The organism is Sediminibacillus dalangtanensis (assembly GCF_017792025.1).
In the GTDB taxonomy this organism is placed as follows: domain Bacteria; phylum Bacillota; class Bacilli; order Bacillales; family Amphibacillaceae; genus Sediminibacillus; species Sediminibacillus dalangtanensis.
Window position 1 is genome coordinate 2,813,441 of sequence record NZ_CP046956.1, and the last position, 20,844, is coordinate 2,834,284.

The 20,844-nt window shown below is 45.8% G+C and carries 21 protein-coding genes, 1 tRNA gene and 2 riboswitches; of the genes, 13 read left to right on the top strand and 9 right to left on the bottom strand.

All coding sequences use genetic code 11. The features are described from left to right. Positions 1 to 14: 14 nt before the first annotated feature. Positions 15 to 123, bottom strand: a riboswitch (SAM riboswitch). A gap of 29 nt (positions 124 to 152) precedes the next feature. Beyond that, entirely contained in the window at positions 153 to 1,238 is a 1,086-nt protein-coding gene (metX, locus tag ERJ70_RS14130; protein ID WP_209365462.1) for a homoserine O-acetyltransferase MetX, read from the bottom strand. A 424-nt stretch (positions 1,239 to 1,662) separates the two neighbouring features. Then, a riboswitch (SAM riboswitch) is annotated at positions 1,663 to 1,770 on the bottom strand. A 233-nt stretch (positions 1,771 to 2,003) separates the two neighbouring features. Here metX and ERJ70_RS14135 point away from each other — a divergent pair. The 13 genes from ERJ70_RS14135 to ERJ70_RS14195 all read left to right on the top strand — a co-directional run bounded on the left by ERJ70_RS14135 (position 2,004) and on the right by ERJ70_RS14195 (position 13,972). After that, positions 2,004 to 2,828, top strand: a complete 825-nt coding sequence (locus ERJ70_RS14135; RefSeq protein WP_209365463.1) for a manganese catalase — start codon at positions 2,004 to 2,006, stop codon at positions 2,826 to 2,828. 118 nt (positions 2,829 to 2,946) lie between these two features. Then, positions 2,947 to 3,105, top strand: coding sequence for an aspartyl-phosphate phosphatase Spo0E family protein (locus ERJ70_RS14140; RefSeq protein ID WP_209365464.1), 159 nt, complete (start codon positions 2,947 to 2,949; stop codon positions 3,103 to 3,105). Between the two features lie 125 nt (positions 3,106 to 3,230). After that, positions 3,231 to 3,306: transfer RNA gene (locus tag ERJ70_RS14145), tRNA-Arg, on the top strand. A 920-nt stretch (positions 3,307 to 4,226) separates the two neighbouring features. Then, positions 4,227 to 5,228, top strand: coding sequence for an ABC transporter ATP-binding protein (locus tag ERJ70_RS14150; protein WP_209365465.1), 1,002 nt, complete (start codon positions 4,227 to 4,229; stop codon positions 5,226 to 5,228). Continuing rightward, the gene (locus tag ERJ70_RS14155) at positions 5,225 to 6,211 is read left to right on the top strand and encodes an ABC transporter ATP-binding protein (protein ID WP_209365466.1); all 987 of its coding nucleotides are present in this window, start codon (positions 5,225 to 5,227) and stop codon (positions 6,209 to 6,211) included. The genes ERJ70_RS14150 and ERJ70_RS14155 overlap by 4 nt, the downstream gene beginning before the upstream one ends. Positions 6,212 to 6,254: 43 nt before the next feature. Then, positions 6,255 to 7,895: an ABC transporter substrate-binding protein gene (locus tag ERJ70_RS14160; protein WP_209365467.1), complete on the top strand. Its 1,641-nt coding sequence runs from the start codon at positions 6,255 to 6,257 to the stop codon at positions 7,893 to 7,895. Positions 7,896 to 7,989: 94 nt separating this feature from the next. Beyond that, positions 7,990 to 8,994 (top strand): ABC transporter permease, encoded by a 1,005-nt coding sequence (locus ERJ70_RS14165; RefSeq protein WP_209365468.1) that lies wholly within the window; start codon positions 7,990 to 7,992, stop codon positions 8,992 to 8,994. A gap of 20 nt (positions 8,995 to 9,014) precedes the next feature. Beyond that, entirely contained in the window at positions 9,015 to 9,929 is a 915-nt protein-coding gene (gene nikC, locus ERJ70_RS14170; RefSeq protein WP_209365469.1) for a nickel transporter permease, read from the top strand. A gap of 123 nt (positions 9,930 to 10,052) precedes the next feature. Beyond that, a complete protein-coding gene (locus tag ERJ70_RS14175) occupies positions 10,053 to 10,646 on the top strand; it encodes a DUF6305 family protein (RefSeq protein WP_209365470.1) in 594 nt (197 codons plus the stop codon). Between the two features lie 19 nt (positions 10,647 to 10,665). Next, positions 10,666 to 12,054 (top strand): sensor histidine kinase, encoded by a 1,389-nt coding sequence (locus ERJ70_RS14180; protein WP_209365471.1) that lies wholly within the window; start codon positions 10,666 to 10,668, stop codon positions 12,052 to 12,054. Further along, positions 12,032 to 12,637, top strand: a complete 606-nt coding sequence (locus ERJ70_RS14185) for a response regulator (protein ID WP_209365472.1) — start codon at positions 12,032 to 12,034, stop codon at positions 12,635 to 12,637. The genes ERJ70_RS14180 and ERJ70_RS14185 overlap by 23 nt, the downstream gene beginning before the upstream one ends. A gap of 228 nt (positions 12,638 to 12,865) precedes the next feature. Continuing rightward, positions 12,866 to 13,453, top strand: a complete 588-nt coding sequence (gene clpP / locus ERJ70_RS14190; RefSeq protein WP_209365473.1) for an ATP-dependent Clp endopeptidase proteolytic subunit ClpP — start codon at positions 12,866 to 12,868, stop codon at positions 13,451 to 13,453. A 288-nt stretch (positions 13,454 to 13,741) separates the two neighbouring features. Further along, positions 13,742 to 13,972: a hypothetical protein gene (locus ERJ70_RS14195; protein WP_209365474.1), complete on the top strand. Its 231-nt coding sequence runs from the start codon at positions 13,742 to 13,744 to the stop codon at positions 13,970 to 13,972. A 506-nt stretch (positions 13,973 to 14,478) separates the two neighbouring features. Here the strand turns inward: ERJ70_RS14195 and ERJ70_RS14200 are convergent. From ERJ70_RS14200 to ERJ70_RS14235, 8 genes are all read right to left on the bottom strand, one after another. Further along, positions 14,479 to 14,958, bottom strand: coding sequence for an RDD family protein (locus ERJ70_RS14200; RefSeq protein ID WP_245207982.1), 480 nt, complete (start codon positions 14,956 to 14,958; stop codon positions 14,479 to 14,481). A gap of 12 nt (positions 14,959 to 14,970) precedes the next feature. Next, positions 14,971 to 15,966, bottom strand: a complete 996-nt coding sequence (gene sppA / locus ERJ70_RS14205; RefSeq protein ID WP_209369395.1) for a signal peptide peptidase SppA — start codon at positions 15,964 to 15,966, stop codon at positions 14,971 to 14,973. Between the two features lie 93 nt (positions 15,967 to 16,059). Then, positions 16,060 to 16,641 (bottom strand): DNA-3-methyladenine glycosylase I, encoded by a 582-nt coding sequence (locus ERJ70_RS14210; protein WP_209365475.1) that lies wholly within the window; start codon positions 16,639 to 16,641, stop codon positions 16,060 to 16,062. A 194-nt stretch (positions 16,642 to 16,835) separates the two neighbouring features. After that, positions 16,836 to 17,108, bottom strand: a complete 273-nt coding sequence (locus ERJ70_RS14215; protein ID WP_074598550.1) for an HPr family phosphocarrier protein — start codon at positions 17,106 to 17,108, stop codon at positions 16,836 to 16,838. A gap of 131 nt (positions 17,109 to 17,239) precedes the next feature. Then, positions 17,240 to 18,187, bottom strand: coding sequence for a DNA-binding protein WhiA (gene whiA, locus ERJ70_RS14220; protein WP_209365476.1), 948 nt, complete (start codon positions 18,185 to 18,187; stop codon positions 17,240 to 17,242). 27 nt (positions 18,188 to 18,214) lie between these two features. After that, entirely contained in the window at positions 18,215 to 19,168 is a 954-nt protein-coding gene (gene mgfK / locus ERJ70_RS14225; protein ID WP_209365477.1) for a gluconeogenesis morphogenetic factor MgfK, read from the bottom strand. Between the two features lie 3 nt (positions 19,169 to 19,171). Continuing rightward, positions 19,172 to 20,059 carry an RNase adapter RapZ gene (rapZ, locus tag ERJ70_RS14230; RefSeq protein WP_209365478.1) on the bottom strand — a complete coding sequence of 296 codons (888 nt, stop codon included), beginning with the start codon at positions 20,057 to 20,059 and terminating at the stop codon, positions 19,172 to 19,174. Positions 20,060 to 20,107: 48 nt separating this feature from the next. Continuing rightward, a complete protein-coding gene (locus ERJ70_RS14235; protein ID WP_209365479.1) occupies positions 20,108 to 20,572 on the bottom strand; it encodes an 8-oxo-dGTP diphosphatase in 465 nt (154 codons plus the stop codon). Between the last annotated feature and the right edge of the window lie 272 nt (positions 20,573 to 20,844).

Genomic DNA, 20,844 nt, shown 5'->3' on the forward strand with positions numbered 1-20,844 from the left:
TCACACAATCTCTCCTCTTATCTACCAGGATTACTCCTGCAGGAATTAGCACCTTTCAAGTCAATTCGACTTGAAGGTTGCCGGGCTTCATCGGGCCAGTCCCTCAGCCTCTCTGGATAAGAGTCCATATTAAATTGTCTTGTCTTTGTGTATTAGTTTTCCAATCCCGATTTAATAATGCTTCCCCATTTTTCAAATTCGACCAGAAAACCGTCATGCCCGAAACTGGTATCAATCAACGTGTATTCTGCCTCTTTCCCATTCTGTTTCAACTGGTCGATGAACTGTTCCAGCGAACCCGGCGGAAACAGCAAATCCCCGCTGTAACCCAGCGCCGTTACCGGTGCTTCAATCCGGGAAGCGGCCTGTTGCCAACCGTCGCGACCACGCCCGATATCATGGGTATCCATCGCCTTCAACAAATACAAATAACTGTTGGCATCAAAACGTTTGGTCAGCTTTTTCCCCTGGTAATCAAGATAGGATTCGATTTCATAGGCAATTTCATCGTGGAAGTTCCCGGCAGGGGCACGCTGCTTCCTGGAAAAACGTTCATTGAACAAATCTCCCGATCGGTATGTGATCATCCCCACCATACGTGCCAGACTCAATCCACTCTCCGGTATGGTTCCTTCGGTATAATTGCCATTGTTCCAATTCGGGTCATGAAGAATGGCAAGCCTTGCGATATTGTTAAATGCAATCGCATAGTCGGTCAAGTACGGCGTGACAGCCAATGGGATCAAACGGTCCATTTTGTCAGGGTACATCACTCCCCACTCCAATACTTGCATCCCGCCGAGCGACCCGCCTATGACTGCGGTCAAATGGTCGATACCCAATTTTTCAAGTGCCATCTGTTGGGCACGGACCATATCGCGGACCGTTATAAACGGAAACTTGGCCTGGTAGGGCTCTCCTGTCCGAGGGTCTAGACTAAGCGGTCCGGTCGAACCATTGCAGCCGCCCAATACGTTGAATGAAATAACTTGGAACCGATCACTATCGATAAAGCCCCCAGGGGTGATCATTTCTGCCCAGTAGCCTGGCATATCCTGGTCACCAGCTGCATGTTGGCTGCCGGTCAATGCATGACAGACTAGGATTGCCGGTCCCTCGGCCAATCCAACCCGTTCGTAGGCAAGCTCAACCTCCTGGATCACGGTACCGGATTCCAACTCGAGTTCTCCTATGTTGACAGTACCGGTCTTCCTCTCAACAGCTGTTTTCACTTCCATACGACGGATCCACCACCTTTCTTGTTTTCAATTGATTTGCTCATTTCTCAATCCATTCGCCACAGCGAACCCATATGGATATTCTTTATCACTTTTCCAGTTGTTTGCCTCCCAGTTAACTGTCCAGGAAGGCAGGACAAAAGCGCAAGCGCCTGTTTAAAGGAGTACAGGCTAGAGTCGCCACGTCCTGTGGCAACGCCTGCATGACCCACATCGTTTGGGCCTCCGACAAGCTTAAGAATAGCCTCGGCTTGGCGCTTTTTGCCACACAGAGGGTGGGCTTAAGACCTCGAGGGGGTAAGCGCTGGAGCTGGATGTGGCTGGTTCAGCCAATAATGATCCACAGACAGTTAAATTTATAAATTTCCTACACAATAAAAAAATGCCTCTCCAGAAGATAGAGAGGCATTGGTTATCAATTCACTCCTTATCTTCCAAGCTTTCGCTCAGCAGGAATTAGCACCTTTTTAAGCCGTGGCTTAAAGGTTGCCGGGTTTCATCGGGCCAGTCCCTCCACCTCTCTGGATAAGTATTCGCAATATTCCGTTTTGATTGTAACCAGAATTCTAGCATGTAGCAGAAAACCTGTCAACAGGTTTTCTGCCTATTTCATTTTTTAAAATTATTATTAAGAAAAAATAAGAATAAACCGTTTATTTCCCGTTACTTGCGGGAAGATGTTAACTGTCGCGATAGGACGGGCCCGCCAGCGATATCGAAGTCAGAAGAAAGCAGACGAAATTACTTAAAAAGGTGGTTTTTCACTTGTTTTTTCACAGAAAAGAACTTCAGTATCATGCAAAACCAGAAAAGTCCGACCCACTCTTTGCCAAGCAGCTCCAGGAGATCTTAGGTGGACAATTCGGTGAAATGTCCGTAGCGATGCAGTATCTTTTCCAAGGCTTCAACACGCGCGGAAACGAAAAGTATAAAGACTTGATCATGGACACTGGTGCAGAAGAACTTGGCCACGTTGAAATGATTGCCACCATGGTTGCACGTTTACTGGATGGAGCGCCAATCAACGAACAGGAAAAAGCGGCTGAAGACCCTGTAATCGGCGCAATTATGGGCGGTATGAACCCGCATCACGCGATTGTTTCCGGACTCGGAGCCACTCCGGAAAATAGTGCAGGCGTCCCATGGAGTGCAGGATATATCATTGCCAGCGGCAACTTGATGGCAGACATGCGTGCCAATCTTAACGCTGAATCGCAAGGAAGACTGCAGGTTGCCCGACTTTATGAATTGACGGAAGACCGCGGTGTCAAAGACATGCTTTCCTTCCTGCTGGCCAGAGATACCATGCACCAAAACCAATGGATGGCAGCCCTGCAGGAATTAGAAGAAAAAGAGGGCGGCAAAATCACTCCTACCACCGTACCAGCAGAATGGGAAGCATTGGACTTCTCCCATAAACTGTATAACTTTTCTGAAGGAGAGGATAGTGCACGCGGTATTTGGGCTTCTGGCAATGCGCCTGACGGCCATGACTTTCAATATGAAAGCGAGCCAGTAGGCTTTGGAGGAAAACCGGAACTGAAACCAGCTCCTCCATATGTACACTCAACACCTCCCCTTGATAAATAAACACAGACAAGCGAAATAGACCTGTGTACCAAGTCGTGCACAGGTCTATTTTTTGGTTGTTTTTTTCTTGTTGATCAAGGGAAGTACATATCGTGATACACTTTTCTTGGAGGGAATTATGGTTTATTTGCGGGAACTGGAAGAAAAAATCGAAGCATTGCGACTTAAAATGTATGAAGCATACAGTAAAAATCCGAGTGGGCAAGAAGTGCTGCAAATATCCCAAACGCTGGACGAAGCCATCAACCAGCTTGAACAGCAAAAACGACAGCAATAATTTGTTTAGTTCTCGCTGCCTGTTCAATAGGTTATATTTTACCTCTTGCATTCAAAAATTATATGACGTATAATAGTCGTTGTCAGTCGGCGCTGAATATCAGCACCGAATAACCCTATTATTTTGCGCTCGTAGCTCAGTCGGATAGAGCGGTGGTTTCCGGTACCACGTCTGTCGGGGGTTCGAATCCCTCCGAGCGCGTATTTCAAAAGGACTTCCTTCAAGTAATTTGAAGGAAGTCTTTTTTTTATGGGAGAAGTAGTATTAATAGCGGTGTGATGCTTCCTTTCTTCCGTGGCTTCCACTATGTTTTGCGAGCAACTATGTAGGTTTTCACATCCATTCTAGCCAATAAATTTAATGGTCGAATCGAGGCTGAAAAACGAGAGAAAGAACGTCATCCAAACGATGAAGAACGGTTCCGGGCTAAAATGCTAGCGAATCTATCTTCATCATGCTTATGAAGTGCGGTTCCACGCCGATATACTAGCGAAACCTTCTTCATCACCTCTATGAAGTGCTAATCAACGCCGAATTGCTAGCAAAATCACCTTCATCAACCCTATGAAGTGCGAATCAACACTAAAATACTAGCGAAATCATCTTCATCACCCTTATGAAGTGCGGTTCTACACCGAAATGCTTGCAAAACCATCTTCATCAACCCTATGAAGTGCGGTTCTACGCCGAATTGCTAGCAAAATCATCTTCATCAACCCTATGAAGTACGGTTTCAAGCCAAAATGCTAGTAAAACAATCTTCATCACGACAATGAAGAGCGAATAAACACCAAAATACTAGTAAAAAGATCTTCATCCACCTGCTCAACTTCTCTCCCCTTCACAATTGCTCGGTTTGTCCAAAAAACCATCGACAGTCTACCTTCTCAGCTCTTATCCTTTCATCTCCTATCCTCCCATATACCTCCCTACCTCCCAATCGCCCTTTCTTTTCCACTCTGTCACAGATTTTTTATGAGAAAAATGAGAAAAACTCCACAGGCCCGTCATAGTATGTATAATAAGTAGATAATTCAGAAAAGTCCGATTTGTTAAACATCCATTATATTCTCGGATCTTCGAAGAAAACACACACTAACCAACCAGTAAGGAGGTCGAGCATGAATTCCAAAACACCTATTTTGGAAGTCAATCAATTACATACCCACTTTTTCACCAAATCAGGCGTTGTTAAAGCTGTCGATGGCGTTTCATTCGCCATCAGTCCCGGTGAGACACTCGGGATTGTCGGAGAGTCCGGATCAGGGAAAAGTATCACCGCCATGTCGATCATGAATTTGATCCCTTCCCCTCCCGGAAAAATAGTCGATGGCGAAATTTTATTTAAAGGGGAAGATTTGCTAAGAAAATCCGAAAAGCAAATGCGGAAGATTCGGGGTAAAGAAATCTCGATGATATTCCAGGATCCGATGACTTCTCTCAATCCTGTATTCACTGTAGAAAAACAGATGGTCGAAACGATTTTGGTCCATGAAAAAATGAACAAAAAACAGGCAAAAGAGCGGGCTGTCGAACTGCTTGATTTAGCCGGAATCCCGGAAGCGCGGGGCCGCTTAAAAAACTATCCGCACGAATTTAGCGGCGGTATGCGGCAGCGGGTGATGATTGCCATGGCGCTGGCCTGCAACCCCGAGGTCTTGATTGCCGATGAGCCTACGACCGCCCTTGATGTTACCATCCAGGCGCAAATATTAGACTTGCTGGCCAGACTGCAAAAGGAAATGGGAATGGCCATTATCATGATCACCCACGACCTTGGCGTTGTGGCAGAGGTTTGCGACCGAGTCATGGTCATGTACGCTGGAAAACCTGTCGAATACACAGACAAGGATACCTTGTTTGAACAGGCAAAGCATCCCTATACGGTGGGATTGATGAATTCGATTCCCCGCATCGCATCCAAACAAGAAAAATTGGCTGCTATCGAAGGGCTTCCTCCTGATTTGCGGTCCCTTCCCGGAGGATGCAGCTTTGCGCCACGGTGCAGTCATGCAACGGAAAGCTGTTTAAGTCATGACCCAGCATGGACAGAACAAGCTGCAAATCACCATGTCCGATGCCTGTTATATGAAGAAGATGCAGAAAAGGTGGTGTCGGAATGAGCCCTTTATTGGAAGTAAATAATTTGAAAAAGCACTTCCCGATAAAAGGAAGCAGCTTATTCGAAAAGGAAAAGAGAGCCGTCAAGGCCGTAGACGATGTTTCCTTTCATGTCAACAAAGGGGAGACACTGGGACTTGTGGGAGAAAGCGGATGTGGCAAATCGACCACCGGACGCGCGATTTTAAAACTTTTGGAACCGACTTCCGGGGAAATCCGCTTTAAAGGGGAAGATATCACTGGCTACCGCGGCGAAAAACTTAGAAAGCTAAGGCGCGACATGCAATTAATTTTCCAGGATCCCTACGCATCTCTCAATCCAAGAAAAACAATCGAACAAATCATCACCGAACCGATGAAAATCTTCGGAATGCCGAAAGGAGATCGGAGGCAGAAACTTGATCGACTGCTCGAAGTCGTCGGGCTCAGTTCCTATCATAAACAACGTTATCCCCATGAATTCAGCGGTGGTCAACGACAGCGCGTAGGGATTGCCCGTTCCCTGGCACTGGACCCCGAATTGGTGATTTGCGATGAACCAGTTTCAGCTCTCGATGTATCCATTCAGGCTCAGGTGATCAACTTGATGGAAGAGCTGCAAGAGGAATTCCAATTGACCTACCTATTCATCGCCCACGACCTGAGTGTCGTGCATCATATCAGTGACCGTGTCGCGGTCATGTATCTGGGCCAAATCGTCGAAATCGGCGAAGTCGAGGAGCTTTATGCAAACCCGAAGCACCCGTACACCCAGGCATTGCTGTCGGCAATTCCGGAAGCAGACCCGAAAGTAACACGGGAACGAATCACCATTAAAGGGGACCTTCCGTCTCCTTCCAACCCGCCAGAGGGTTGCAAGTTCCACACCAGGTGTCCGTACGCAGAGGAAATCTGCCGTAAAGTCAACCCGGTGCTTAAACAAGTTTCTCCGGAAGGTCAGCAGGCTGCTTGTCATTTTGTGAAAGAAGTGGCGCTTGAGTACTGACTCCTGCGTCAATTCTATATAAAAATTTTTAAGGGGGATAAAAATGAACAAGAAAGTACTATGGACTTTTTTTGGCATGTTGTTATTCGTTGTATTGATTGCCAGTGGCTGCAGCAGTGACGAAGCCGGATCGGAGGATACCGGGGACGACACAGCCGAAGCCAGTGACGACACAGAAAGTGGTGACGATGGCGAAAAAACACTCGTTTTCGGACGCGGCGCAGACTCTGTTCAGCTGGACCCTTCGAAAATTACCGACGGTGAATCCATCTATGTCACCAACCAGTTGTATGATACGCTGGTCCGTTACAAAGAGGACAGCACCGAGGTAAGGCCTTCTCTGGCTACAGATTGGGAAACAAGCGAGGATGGATTGGTATGGACATTCCAGCTGCGCGATGATGTGACATTTCATGATGGCAGCGATTTTACTGCCGAAGATGTAGTATTCAACTTTGAGCGCTGGGCTACTTCTGCCGACTTCATTTACTATGGCTACATGTTCGGTGCGACGGAAGATAATTTGAAAGGCATCATTGAAAAGGTCGAAGCCACCGGCGACTACGAAGTACAATTCACCTTATCCGAACCGAATGCCCCATTCCTTTACACCCTTGCCATGCCGCCATTTGGTATCGCAAGTCCGGAAGCGGTCGAGGAATATGGAGAAGACTACTTCAAAAATCCGGTCGGGACTGGTCCGTTTGTATTTGAAGAATGGGTGAAGGACGACAGTATTACGGTCGTGAAAAACGATGATTATTTCGATGAGCCGGCAAAGGTCGACAAAGTCATTTTCCGGACAATTCCAGATAACGGTGCCCGTTTCATGGAGCTGCAATCCGGATCCATCGATGTCATGAACGGACTGAATCCACAGGATATTGAACAAGCGGAGTCCGATGAGAATCTGCAAATCATCCGCAGACCGTCGATGAACGTAAGTTATATGGCAATGAACACGGACCAAGACGGCCCGATGGGAATCAAAGAAGTTCGTCAGGCCATCAACCTGGCAATCGATAAGGAAAAATTGCTGACCTTGTTCGAAGGAGTGGGAAAAGCTGCCAAAAATCCGATGCCGCCTTCCCTTTGGGGGTACAATGACGAAATTGAAGACTATGGTTACGATATTGAAGAAGCAAAAAAACTGTTAGCTGAAGCAGGCTATGCTGATGGATTCAAAGTAAAGCTTTATTCCATGGCCAATCCACGTCCTTACTTGCCGCAGCCGAAAGTTACAGCACAGGCAATCCAGGAAATGCTTGCAGAAGTTAATATAGAAGTGGAAATCGTGGAGAACGACTGGGATACCCATCTCGCTGCCACGGAAAACGGCGAGCACGATATGGCCTTCCTTGGCTGGACCGGGGACAACGGGGACCCTGACAACTTCCTGTACGTATTGCTTGATAAAGACAATGCCAAAATGGGCTCTGCAGGAAACGTTGCTTTTTACAAGAGCGATGAAGTGCACGACTTGTTAAAAGCAGCACAGACAGAAATGGATCAGGAAAAACGTTCGGAGCTGTATATGGAAGCACAGGAAATCATCCACGAAGATGCGCCATGGTTCCCGATCGCCCATACGACACCACCCCTTGCAGCCAGCAAGGATGTAGTCGATTATCTTCCGCACCCGACTGGAAGCGAACCGTTCAACTTCCTGGATATCAGTCGCTAATCCGTCTTATATGAATCCTGTCCAGAAGTTACTTTGGCTGCAGCCAAGGTAACTTCTCTCATCTTCACCCTTATTATGGAAAGGAGGAAAAGTGATGCTCAAATATATTTTGCGAAGACTGGTCATGCTGATTCCTGTCCTTCTCGGGGTTTCGATCCTGACCTTCTCGTTGATTCATTTGATACCAGGCGATCCGGCAAGGAGCATGCTTGGTGAGAAATCGACGGAATCCCAGCTGGAACAGCTCAGGGAGGAACTAGGATTGAATGATCCTTATGTCGTCCAATATGGCCGTTTTGTAGGAAAAATCCTTCAAGGGGATTTAGGGGAATCGGTAAAGTCCCAAGAAGAAATAAGCGTTGAAATTGCGAGCAGACTTCCTGCTACTGTGGAATTAACGGTTTTTGCCATGATATTGGCCATGGTTGTCGGGATATTGGCAGGGGTAATCGCTGCAGTCAAACAGTACTCCTGGTTCGACAATCTTAGTATGAGCGGAGCATTGTTCGGTGTGTCCCTGCCGATTTTCTGGCTTGGTTTGATGATGATTTGGCTGTTTTCCGTCAAACTGAATATATTGCCTGCCTCTGGTAGAATTTCGAACGACATTGAACTTCATACCATCACCAATTTTTATTTGCTGGATAGCTTGATTACCGGCAATTGGGCAGCATTTAAAGATGTGTTTTCCCATTTGCTGATGCCCGGGATCGCACTCGGAACCATACCGATGGCAATCATTGCGAGGATGACACGGTCCAGCATGCTCGAAGTAATGAAACAGGATTACATACGAACGGCAAGCGCCAAGGGCCTCGCCCGCCATCTGATCGTTTTCCAGCATGCTCTAAAAAATGCGTTTCTCCCGGTATTGACCGTCATCGGCCTGCAATTCGGCCTCCTGCTTGGCGGAGCAGTACTGACAGAAACCATCTTTTCCTGGCCAGGGATCGGCCGTTATGTCTACCTGGCAGTCATGGGAAGGGACTACCCGGTTGTCCAAAGTTCCATTCTCATTATCGCTGTTATTTTTGTTCTGGTTAATCTGATCACCGATGTATTGTACAAATATTTTGATCCGAGGATCAGCTACGATTAAGAAAGGATGTGAATGTTAAGATGGCAGCAATACCACAAACTTCTCCGACACCACCGGAAGTGCCAGAGCCGAAAACAACGGCGACACCCAAGTCCTCCAGTCTGTGGCTCGATGCTTTTAGCAGATTGATAAGAAGCAAGACTTCCTTTATCGGCCTGCTTATCATTTTGCTTTTGCTCGTCGTGGCAGCAATGGCACCCGTCGTGGCTACCCACGACCCGACAGATCAGCAATTGCTTGACCGCTACCTCGCTCCTTCTGGCGATCACTGGCTCGGTACAGATGAGTTGGGGAGAGATATTTACAGCCGGATTGTATATGGCACGCGGATTTCCATTCAAATCGGGTTGATTGCCGTCGGGATATCTGCAGTAATCGGGATTTTGCTCGGCGGCATCGCCGGATATTTCGGCCGCTGGGTCGACCAGGTCATCATGCGCGTGATCGACATCCTGATGGCGTTTCCGAGCATCCTGCTGGCCATCGCATTAGTCGCCGTGCTAGGGGCCAGCTTAACAAATGCGATGATTGCCATCGGCATCGTCGGCGTCCCACAGTTCGCACGAATCGTCCGTTCCACCGTTTTATCCGTGAAAGAAACGGAATACATTGAAGCAGCGAGAGCGATCGGAGCTAAAAACAACCGGATTCTGTTCCAGCATGTTTTGCCGAATTGTCTCGCACCAATCATCGTCCAGGCCACGCTCAGCATTGGGACAGCCATTCTTGATGCTGCCGGTCTTAGTTTTCTTGGCCTGGGGGCGCAACCTCCTTCACCGGAATGGGGCGCAATGCTCAGTGATGGGAGAGCTGCATTACAGACTGCCCCTTGGGTGGTCGCCTTCCCTGGATTGGCCATTTTCCTGGTCGTTTTAGGATTCAACTTATTCGGCGACGGTTTGCGTGACGCATTGGATCCACGACTTAAGCAATAAGCGTTCTAAGACAAGTATCTTGGATGGCTAAATTGGATGTCCATCGAGTCTGGAAATCGTGTAAACTAAAGGTAAAGCCGGGACTGGCTTTACCTTGTTTTGTTGGAAACTGGAGGTACAGACATGAAAAAATCAAGCGCTGTCATCGGTTGTTTCGTCGTCGGTTTCCTGCTGGCTGCCTCTCCCTTCGGTGGCCAGGATGCAACGAACGCTATCAACTCGTATCCGAATTTACCAGCACCGATCGGCGAAGAAAGCGTTTTGCTCACTTCCGCCGGGCAAGCGCCAGAAAATTTGTTGTTGGCCAAAATCGCGGAGGATTTACATCTTGAAGGAGACTACCGGCCACGTGCTTTGGCATCGGACCTTTACGATTATCGTACGCTCGTCATCATCGTCGGCAGTAGTCCATATGGGCTGCAATACCGAAACAGGACATTTACAGAGGAAATGGAAAGGACCAAGCAATTGCTTAATGAAGCGGAATTAAGGGGATTACCGGTCATCATTCTGCATGTGGCCGAAACCAAACGACAGGATAAACAGACCGTAGAGTTGATAAAAGCAACTGCTCCGCATGCTGACTATTTTCTAGGTTTGAAATCAATCAGCAGCTCATCAGAAATCATCGAGTTGATGGATGCCGCCAATGTTCCTGTTACCCTTGTAAAGGATTTAGAAGACCTGCACACACCTTTGAATTCGGCATTTCGCTAACGGAGAGGAAAGGGGAAATATGGCAGAATACAAGAATAATACCATTCCTGGGCTGATTGGAATTTTTTTATTAACCTATGGGTTGTTTTTCCCTAGTTTGTCGGCTGAATGGGTTTCCTTCATCATCGACAGGCTGCAGGAAAGCATGAACATCATGGATAGCGGGCAACTGCTGATAGCCTCGTTCGCCTACATATCCAGAAATGGTTTTCTTTATTTTTTGATTTACTTCAGCACCTTGCTGATTGTCAGTGCCTTAGCCAAGAATACAAACAGTACTGCTTTTTCGTTGTGTTATATTGCTGCCACCATAACAGCTGTCTTCTTTATCAATCAGTTTCATGGAGAATCGTCCTCCTACGCACCGCATTTTTTATCATTGGGTCTTCTCTTGGCTTTAAACACCTATATTACCGGACAAAGATATTATTATTTAACGTTTGCCGTCATTTTATTTTTTTTGATCACCGCAATGCAATGTTTAAACCTGATTCCTGTGCTTTCCAAATGGAGCTTCGGGGCAGATGATTTGGCGGTCAGTTTGAAAACCGCCGATAGTTTTATCACCGAGGATCAATTATTTACAGCGCTTTATTTTGTTCTGTTCGCCATCTTTTTTCTCATTGCCGTTATCTTCGCGCTGCTGGTCCATTTATTCAACATGCAGATCACCACCCTGAAAAGGTTCCAAGTACAAGAAAAAGAACTCAAGGAAACCCGTTTCGCCCTAACAGAATCAAAGGTGTACGAGGAAATCCATTCACTTGTCCATGACTTAAAAACTCCATTGGTATCCGTACGGGGATTAATTTCCCTAATCGAAATGAAATATGAAAAATCGGAAGATAAAAAGCTAAAGGATTATTTAACACGGGTCGATCATTCGATTGAAAAGATGAATGAAATGATTTCGGAAATTCTCTATGAGAATACAAAAAAAGAGATCCATATAGATGAATTTCTTCGTTATGTAATCAGTCATTTAGCGCTGGACGATCAAAAAATCCGTCTCGAAATGGAAGTGCAGGAAAACCTGCCCTGTATCCATGTCAATAAAATCCGTTTTGCCAGGGCTATTGCCAATCTACTGGAAAATGCAATCATTTCTTTTGAAGGAAAAGCAGGATTTATCCAAATCGATGTCAAACAAGTGAATGATACAATTCGTTTTCAAATCAGAGACAATGGCCCAGGGATCAAGGAGGAGCTTATGCAGGAAATATGGAAGGAAGGCTTTAGCACGAAAGACTCGTCAGGAATCGGCTTATCCTTTGTGAAGCGGGTGGTCGAAAATCACCACGGCTCCATTTTCGTTTCAAGTACCCCCGGCAGTCATACACAAATGGATATTTACCTGCCGGTGTCTTCCGGGCAAGGAGGGGCCCATGATGATATTGATTATCGATGATAACGAAGATATTCGTTTTACCATCAAAGAAATTTGTTCCTTTGGCGAATGGGAGACATGTGAGGCTTCTACCGGAAAATCCGGCGTGGAGCTTTTTCAAAAAATGGAACCCTCCCTTGTGCTGATCGATTACCATATGCCGGATTGGGACGGATTGAAAACAACAAAAGCCATCCGTGAATTGGATGATTCCGTTCCGATCATCATCTTGACGGTCGATGAGCGCCATGAAATTGCCGACCAATTTCTCCAGGCAGGCGCCACGGATTTTGCTTTGAAGCCGATAAAAGCCCCTGACTTACTATCGCGCATTCGACTCAACTTGAAGATTGGCAAGTTGACGGCGGGACAAAAAAATGTTTTTGTAGAAAAAGGCATCAAAGCCGAAACATTGCGGACAATCAAGCATTTTCTTTACCAGCAGGAACGGCCGTTGACGATTTCAGAAATACAAGCCAGTTTGCCGGTTGCCTATCAAACGGTCCACCGTTATTTGAATTATCTGGCCGAGCGTGGGGAAATTACAGTCTTATCCGAATATGGCAGCAAGGGAAGGCCAAAAAACAAATACAAAATAACGTAAACAGCCGTCTTGTTAAGTTTATTTATCAGAAATCAGGGAACGATGGTTATAGACCAAAATTCTTACTGTGAACGGCGATGCATTCGGTTTTTTCAACCGGCAAAAAAGGTCGAACACTTCTTACATATGCAAAGTGTTTTTTGTTTGACCTTTATTGACCTATTAGAGTAAGATGAAATTAGTCATTCATCATAAGGATGAAAGAACTAAAAAAGGAGGAACTATCCAATGAATTTAATACCTACAGTAATTGAGCAAACAAACCGTGGAGAACGTGCATATGATATTTATTCCCGTCTGTTAAAAGACCGCATTATCATGCTGGGAAGCGGAATCGACGACAATGTTTCCAATACCATCGTCGCACAGCTGCTTTTCCTTGCTGCTGAAGATCCGGATAAAGATATTTCGCTTTATATCAATTCGCCAGGTGGTTCAATCACGGCCGGCATGGCAATTTATGATACCATGCAGTTCATCAAACCGAATGTTTCTACCATCTGTATCGGAATGGCAGCTTCTATGGGCGCCTTCCTTCTGGCAGCCGGTGAACCTGGCAAGCGTTATGCGCTTCCTAACAGTGAGGTCATGATCCATCAGCCGCTTGGTGGTACGCAAGGCCAGGCAGCAGATATCGAAATCCATGCCAGAAGAATTATTGAGATGCGCAGTAAGCTGAACCACATTCTTTCTGAGCGTACCGGTCAACCATTAGAAGTGATTGAGCGTGATACCGACCGTGATAACTTCATGGAAGCTTCCAAGGCTGTTGAATACGGTCTGATTGACAAAGTAATGGAAAAAAAGCCTGAGTAAATAAGAAAACAATTAGCCTGGGTCAAAAACATAATACCCAAAGAAAGAACCGGACGATAATTCGAAATCCTAAGGATTCGAAATCGTCCGGTTTTTCTGTTTAAACGAGTGTTTTCGTGAAAATGCAAGCTGCGCAGTAACTGTAAGTGGAAGTGCCATTGCCTATTCAAACTCAACGCTTTGGTAGCATACTTCGCTTTCCGCGGGCACGGCTTCAGCTAACTTGGTAAAGAAAAGCCCTTTACCAAGTGGATCTTCAGCTCGCGCTTTTCCCGCTGGAGTTTACGTATGCTACCTGCGCTAAGAAGCATGCTGATTATCGTAAGTGCAGAAACCTTTTCCCTGGAATCCCAACAAAACATCTTAAAAAAGCTTGTCAGGAAGCATGTACTTCTCTTCATAAAAAAGTTGAGTGTTCCGTCTTTTCTCGGTTCTCTTGGACTTTCTGCTTGTTTTCCTAGCTATGTATTTGATCAGACATTGCTTGTAGTACCAAGTGAATCAAGAAAAAACGTCTAATACTCGTTTATAAACAGGAAGCTGTTCTAGCTGCGGAAGTACCCGGAGACTCCTGCGGGAGGAAAGGCATCGGTGAGATCCCGCAGAGCGTCAGCTCGAGGAAGCTCACCAGCCGCCCGCGGAAAGCGCAGGGTATTTCCGCAGCGCCAAACTCCAACTCAATATATAAGAAGTCAGAAAGGCGCATTCAAAACGTCGGGGTTTCCAACAAAACGATAAAACAGGAAAAGCAACAAAGTCTGCGAAAAGAACCTTTTCCTATTTGTTGCAAATATATTTAACAATGATTTTACTTTCTATCTTCTTGTTAAGAAGGCGAATGCTTCGCTTGCCGCAGCAGGAGATAACATAACAAGTTGAGTTTGAGGTCCTCCTTCACTATGCTTCCACTGCGTTAACAATAGAATGCCAATTTTGAAGTTTCTTTCTTCTGTTCCCACCAAGGTGATAGCTTGAGAAGTTTTAAAATGGCAGGCTGCCTTATAACCGAGACAGCCTGCTAAACGTTATTCCGTATGAACGACACGGGTACTTGCAAATAGATCGTGTACCCCTTGTTTTTGATTCGTGAATGCGACAACTGCATAGAGCACAGGAGTAAAAAACAGTACTCTATGAATAAATCTTCCGACTACCTCACGAAACAACAGATCACCCCAGGTCAACGAACGATCATCTTCCCGTATCACCCGAAGGCCCAACAACATCTTTCCGAGGGTCTGTCCAAAGAACTTGGTCATCAAAAGAAAATACACATAAAAAACAATCGAGCCCAGTATCCCGGTCACCGTCCAGAAGCCAACATCGAGTTGCTGTCCCCCATTGATAAAGTGAAAAGGACTAAGCAAGATGCCGTTGATACTAAATACAACGAGCAAGTCCGTTATGTATGCCCAAAACCTCATCCAAAATCCTGCATAACGTCTATTCAACATGGCTTGTGTTGAGTGTTCAACCGGTTGTATGTTTTGATCTTGATTGCTCATCTACAGCACCCCCTACCTTGAATACAGATACATGGCCCGCGGAGCGTCTGACTCCCTGATCAATTCTTGAAGGCCAGCCAATTTCATATCTGAACCGAAGAAATTTTTTGCAGTCATTCCTAGCAGCTGGTCAAAATGAAAGCCGGTTTTATACTGAACGACTTGTGCTTCTCCCAATTCATTATCCTCTTCCATCATCGCTATCGTGTCATCCAGCGTGCCAAGCCCATCAATCAACTGGTTATCCAAGGCTTGCTTGCCAGTGTACACTCTGCCATCTCCCAGCTCACGGACCGTTGCTTCTTCCATTCCGCGGCCATCGACAATGACTTGGACAAATTCATCATACAGCTCATCGACCATCGTCTGGAGAATAGCTTCCTCATCTTCCGTCATCGGTCGGGAACCGGACATAATGTCCTTATATTTTCCACTTTTTATCGTGTTAAAGTCTATTCCGTATTCTTCTGCCAGTTCAGCATAATTGATGCTTTCCATAATCACACCAATCGAGCCTGTCAACGTCGCCGCATTGGCGATAATTTTGTCGGCGGGAGCTGATACGTAATAGCCGCCTGAAGCAGCCGTATTGCCCATTGATACATAGACAGGCTTATCGGTATTTTCCTGGATTTCTACAATCTTGTCATGAATTTCGGCACTCTCGACTACCCCACCACCAGGAGTGTTCACGCGGAGGATAATGCCATCAATGCTTTTGTCCTCTCCTGCCTTTTCAAGCATCCGCAAAAAGTTTTGGTGGTTATACCCTGAGTTATTTAGCAGCGAGCCAGAGCCGGTATCTTGAATCACTCCTTCTAAAGATAGTACAGCGATCTTATTGCCGCTTGTCCCCTTTTCGATTACCGTTTCATTAAATAATTCATCCTGCTGGCCAAAGACATTCTCAAAGTTCGTCGATGCCAGACTGGTTGCAAACTGTACGCCAATCGAAATTAAAAACAAACCTGCCGCTATAAGCAGCGCCAGCCAACGTTTTCCATTCATCATTAACTCCTCCTCTGTCGGCTTCTTTCTGTTATCCCCTTAAAATAGTATCGTATCTGCTGCCGATTATCTAGTGACAGCCGATTATTCTTTTCAAAAAACAGAATTGTGGTTGTCGGTATGACAAGGACAAGTAGTAAGATGGTCGTCATACACTCCGATAGCCTGCAAAAAAGAATAAATGATGACAGGCCCGACGAAAGTAAAGCCCCGTTTTTTCAAATCTTTGCTGATGACCACCGACATCTCATTTTGGGCAGGAACTTGTCCGGCTTCTCTCCAATGATTCACTATTTGTTTTTGATCACTGAACTGCCAAATATAAGTAGACAAACTCCCATATTCCTTTGCCACCTGCTGTGCCGCCACAGCGTTTTTGCGGACTGCATTTATTTTCAGCCGATGTCGAACTACCTCTCCCGTTGATAGAATCTTTTCCAAATCATCATCTGACAAAGCTGCACACTTATCGATATCAAAGTGATGAAAAGCCTGACGGTAACCTTCCCGTTTGTTCAAGATGGTGCTCCAGGATAACCCGGCTTGCGCGCCTTCTAAATTGAGCATTTCAAATAAGTACGTGTCATCCTTGTTTGGAATTCCCCATTCCTGATCATGGTACTCTTTCATCAATGAACCTGATTCAGCCCAGGGACATATCTTTTGTCCACTCATCCGTTTTCCCACCTTTCTTATTCGGTACATTCGTGGACGAAAACCTAGTCCATTACCGTAATACGGATGATCGCTTTGTTTCGTTCCATCTTTTGCTCAATCGTTTAAAATAATTCCTTAAGAAACCGGGAGAGCTGTTCATTATAAATGGGCAAAAAAATAACCAAGCCTCTTTTGAAAAGGCCTGGTACTGTTTATACGGTCGGTTCTGCTTGCCCGGGATTGATGAATGCCGAGAGCTGATCGATTGCTGTGGTTTCGTCGCTTCCCTCGGCGATGAGGGTGATTTCCTCTCCTGTCGCTATCGCCAGACTCATGAGTCCCATGATGCTTTTGGCATTGACCCGTTTGCCATCTTTCTCGATAAACAATGCTGCAGAAAAGCCGCTTGCCTTTTGAACAAATTGTGCTGCCGGCCGTGCTTGTAAACCGGCCTCCAACTCCACCACCATCTCTTTTTGTTTCATCCCGTTCCCTCCTCTTAAGAAAACGCTTTCATTACCCTTTAAAAAAATACTCTCTTATGTAAAGAGAGCTGTTGCAAGCTTCGCCGCAACTTTTAACTATTATACCATATACTGACCTGTCCGGAATATAGCTAATTTCCGAGCGGTTCACCTTTTTTTAATTTTTCGGCATATTCATCGATTTTGCGCAACCTGTGATTGATGCCGGATTTACTGATCTTTCCGGTTGAAACCAGCTCTCCTAACTCTTTCAAGGAAACATCTTGATGCTGAACCCGAAGCGTGGCAATCTCCCGGAGTTTTTCTGGAAGGGCATCAATTCCGACAGTTCGATCAATGAATTTGATATTCTCTACCTGGCGGAATGCTGCACCAATCGTTTTATTTAGGTTGGCAGTTTCGCAGTTCACCAGACGATTGACAGAATTCCGCATATCACGGACAATCCGCACATCTTCAAATTTGAAAAGCGCCTGGTGGGCCCCCATATAGGTAAGCAGCTCTGTGATTTTCTCTGCTTCCTTCATGTAGGTAATATAACCTTTTTTGCGTTCCAGTTTGCGGGCGTGCAAGTCGAATGAATTCATCAATTCACATAGTGCATCATTGTGTTCTTTATGAAAATTGTAAATTTCCAAATGGTACGAGGAGGTTTCCGGATTGTTTACCGATCCACCCGCCAAAAAAGCACCACGTAAATAGGACCTGCGGCAGCAATCCTTGCTCGTGAATTTTTCTGAGATGGAATGATTAAAAGAAAACGGTTCTTTAAGAATCTCCAAATCATCAAGGAAAGTGCGAACCCCCTCCTTCATCCTGACAATATAAACATTGTTCTTTTTCAACTTCATTTTTTTTCGGACAAGCAGTTCAACTGGATAATCATAGAGGGCTTTAATCAACGTATAAATCCTTCGAGCTATCGCAGCGTTTTCTGTTTGGACATCAAGCAGGTACTCTTGTCGCGCCAAGGAAATCGCACCGTTCATACGTACAAGGGCAGCCAGCTCCGATTGAGCACAACAGGTGTCCGTCGAAATTTTTGTCAATTCTTTCTTTATCTCTGATGCAAAAGACATTTCCTCACCTCCCCTGTTTTGTGATCGTTAAATCAAGGAATATAACAATTCAGATACTTTAGCCGTATCATGGCGCAGCATTTTTTTAGAATGGTCAATAATGTCGCCTTCAATGATTTCCAAGCCCATATCAAGCAGACGATCTGTATCATACACAACCGGTGCGGCATTTTCCTCGGCATACAGCTCCCGGACGTCTCCTTCTATCGGCTGGTTATGGACAATGATCGAATGAATGCAGCCTTCCCCAATATGATCTGTTATCGCTTGTACGTGGTCGGCCGCTGTATAGCCGGACGTTTCGCCATACTGGCTCATGACATTGCACACATAGGTGACCTTCCCTTTTGTATGGCGCAGGGCATCCCCGATTTGAGGTACGATCATGTTCGGCAGCGTACTCGTATATAAGCTTCCCGGTGCGACCACTACCAGATCGGCCTGCTTGATCGCCTCCACTGCTTCCGGCAAAGGCAGTACCGGCTCCGGACTCAAAAATACGCGCTTGATTTTTTTATTGGCGAGAGGAATGTTCGATTCACCGGAAACAATCTCGCCATCTTCCATTTCGGCATGAAGAAACATGTTTTGGTTGGCGATTGGATAGATCCTTCCTTTGACGTTCAACACGCGCGATATTTCTTTGATTCCATTATAAAAGTCGCCTGTTAAAGAAGTCATCGCTGCTAATAATAGATTACCCATCGCATGCCCGGACAATCCATTGCCATTGGCGAACCGATGTTGAAATAAATCAAGCAGCATCGGCTCGGCATCTGACAGTGCCGCAATCACATTCCGGATATCGCCTGGTGCGGGGATGTCCATTTCTGATCGAAGTCGGCCCGAGCTCCCGCCATCATCCGCAACCGTTACAATTGCCGATAAATCAATAGGATAATCCTTCAGTCCCCGCAAAAGGACAGGCATCCCGGTTCCCCCTCCGACGACGACTACGTGTGGCTGTTTCTGTTTATTCATAGCTTAATGACCCTTTCTCTTATCGATATCTCGATGGCTGACATGGGTAACATAATCGCCGGAGAATTTTTTCGCCAAATGCTCTGCAATTGCTACCGAACGATGCTGGCCTCCGGTGCAGCCGATGGCGATCACCAATTGGCTCTTGCCCTCTTTTTTGTATTGCGGCATCATAAATTCCAAAAGATCCGTCACTTTATCCAGAAACTTTTGCGTATCTGTCCACTTGAACACATAAGAAGAAACCTCTGAATTGAGCCCCGTCAACGGTCGCATATGAGCAACATAATGAGGGTTGGGAAGAAAGCGGACATCAAAGACTAAATCCGCATCGATCGGAAGCCCATATTTAAAACCAAATGAAACGGTATGGACCGAAAAAACCTGTTGCTCTTTTTCAGCATAAGTCTCAACGATTTTTTCCCGTAAATCCTTTGGTTTCAATGTTGATGTATCGATGATATTGTGCGCGCGGCCGCGCAATTCATCGAGAATCGAACGCTCCTGTTCGATTCCTTCCAACGGCAGACCTTCTGGCGCCAGCGGATGGGAGCGGCGTGTTTCCTTGTAGCGTGAAACAAGCGCCTGGTCTTTGGCATCCAAAAAAAGGATGTGCTCCTCCAGCCACGCGTCCTCTTTTGCCAATGCATCCAAGGCATCAAACAGCGTATCAAAAAACTCCCGGCCCCGGAGATCCATGACTACCGCTACTTTTCGTATATTGTTCGTTGCGTCTTTCATTAATTCAAGAAATTTAGGCAGCAACGCCGGCGGCAGGTTATCGACACAATAAAAACCCAAATCTTCAAAGCTTTGCATCGCAACCGTTTTCCCTGCACCCGACATCCCTGTGATGATTACGAGTTGTGTTTCTTTATTTTTTTCTGCCAAGCTCAATCTCCCCTTTTTCACCGCTTGTTCCAGAAGCCGTAAGCCCAGTTATGGGCCCGGCGGATCTAATCGATAATCGATTAATGCATAATCGCTTGTATAAGTAAATGTGCCATATTGTACCTCGCTGCTGGTGAGGAGGTGATTGATGATAAAACGATCTCCATCTGCCATCGGTTTCTGAATTGCCTCATCGACGGGAACCCATTCCAGCGTTCCTTCCCGGCAGTCTTCGGTCATTTCTCCAGCGTATTCCTTACTGAAAAAAGTAAACATCATCCATTCATCGACAACCTTGTCATCTTCTTTGATAACGAAGGTGAACACTCCGCCTAAACGCGGGTTGTACAATGTCAGACCTGTTTCTTCTTTGTATTCTCTAACTGCTGCTTCTTTGATTGTTTCCCCTTGCTCCATTTTGCCTCCGGGCATTGCATACCAGCCTCTTCTTGGCTTTTGCAGCATTAACAGTTTATCATCATCCCGCAGGATACTCGTTGTGACTCGACGCATATCATCACCTCTTCCCTGCTTCCAGGTCCAGCTGTTTGTTCCTGTTGTGTTTCTAACTGCCTGAAAGAAGACATCTTTATTCATTATACTATGTTTAAAAGCATTCCTACAATGTTTGGTTCCTAGACAAAACGTACCGGAAGCTGTCTGAAGATGGACAAAAAAAGACACAGGCGGAAAACTCCACCTGTGCAAAAAGAATATATTTATTAAAAGGGGGTCAATTAGTTATTTATATTGTACCCAATAATTGTTTCGTCCGTGTTACAACA

Coding starts and splice junctions, on each gene's coding strand:
- clpP (WP_209365473.1), top strand. CDS start 12,866: ATGAATTTAATACCTACAGTAATTGAGCAAACAAACCGTGGAGAACGT.
- ERJ70_RS14180 (WP_209365471.1), top strand. CDS start 10,666: ATGGCAGAATACAAGAATAATACCATTCCTGGGCTGATTGGAATTTTT.
- mgfK (WP_209365477.1), bottom strand. CDS start 19,168: ATGAATAAACAGAAACAGCCACACGTAGTCGTCGTCGGAGGGGGAACC.
- ERJ70_RS14175 (WP_209365470.1), top strand. CDS start 10,053: ATGAAAAAATCAAGCGCTGTCATCGGTTGTTTCGTCGTCGGTTTCCTG.
- ERJ70_RS14195 (WP_209365474.1), top strand. CDS start 13,742: ATGCTACCTGCGCTAAGAAGCATGCTGATTATCGTAAGTGCAGAAACC.
- sppA (WP_209369395.1), bottom strand. CDS start 15,966: ATGAATGGAAAACGTTGGCTGGCGCTGCTTATAGCGGCAGGTTTGTTT.
- ERJ70_RS14185 (WP_209365472.1), top strand. CDS start 12,032: ATGATGATATTGATTATCGATGATAACGAAGATATTCGTTTTACCATC.
- ERJ70_RS14150 (WP_209365465.1), top strand. CDS start 4,227: ATGAATTCCAAAACACCTATTTTGGAAGTCAATCAATTACATACCCAC.
- metX (WP_209365462.1), bottom strand. CDS start 1,238: ATGGAAGTGAAAACAGCTGTTGAGAGGAAGACCGGTACTGTCAACATA.
- ERJ70_RS14215 (WP_074598550.1), bottom strand. CDS start 17,108: ATGAAACAAAAAGAGATGGTGGTGGAGTTGGAGGCCGGTTTACAAGCA.
- ERJ70_RS14200 (WP_245207982.1), bottom strand. CDS start 14,958: ATGAGCAATCAAGATCAAAACATACAACCGGTTGAACACTCAACACAA.
- whiA (WP_209365476.1), bottom strand. CDS start 18,187: ATGTCTTTTGCATCAGAGATAAAGAAAGAATTGACAAAAATTTCGACG.
- ERJ70_RS14155 (WP_209365466.1), top strand. CDS start 5,225: ATGAGCCCTTTATTGGAAGTAAATAATTTGAAAAAGCACTTCCCGATA.
- ERJ70_RS14235 (WP_209365479.1), bottom strand. CDS start 20,572: ATGCGTCGAGTCACAACGAGTATCCTGCGGGATGATGATAAACTGTTA.
- ERJ70_RS14165 (WP_209365468.1), top strand. CDS start 7,990: ATGCTCAAATATATTTTGCGAAGACTGGTCATGCTGATTCCTGTCCTT.
- ERJ70_RS14210 (WP_209365475.1), bottom strand. CDS start 16,641: ATGAGTGGACAAAAGATATGTCCCTGGGCTGAATCAGGTTCATTGATG.
- ERJ70_RS14160 (WP_209365467.1), top strand. CDS start 6,255: ATGAACAAGAAAGTACTATGGACTTTTTTTGGCATGTTGTTATTCGTT.
- nikC (WP_209365469.1), top strand. CDS start 9,015: ATGGCAGCAATACCACAAACTTCTCCGACACCACCGGAAGTGCCAGAG.
- ERJ70_RS14140 (WP_209365464.1), top strand. CDS start 2,947: ATGGTTTATTTGCGGGAACTGGAAGAAAAAATCGAAGCATTGCGACTT.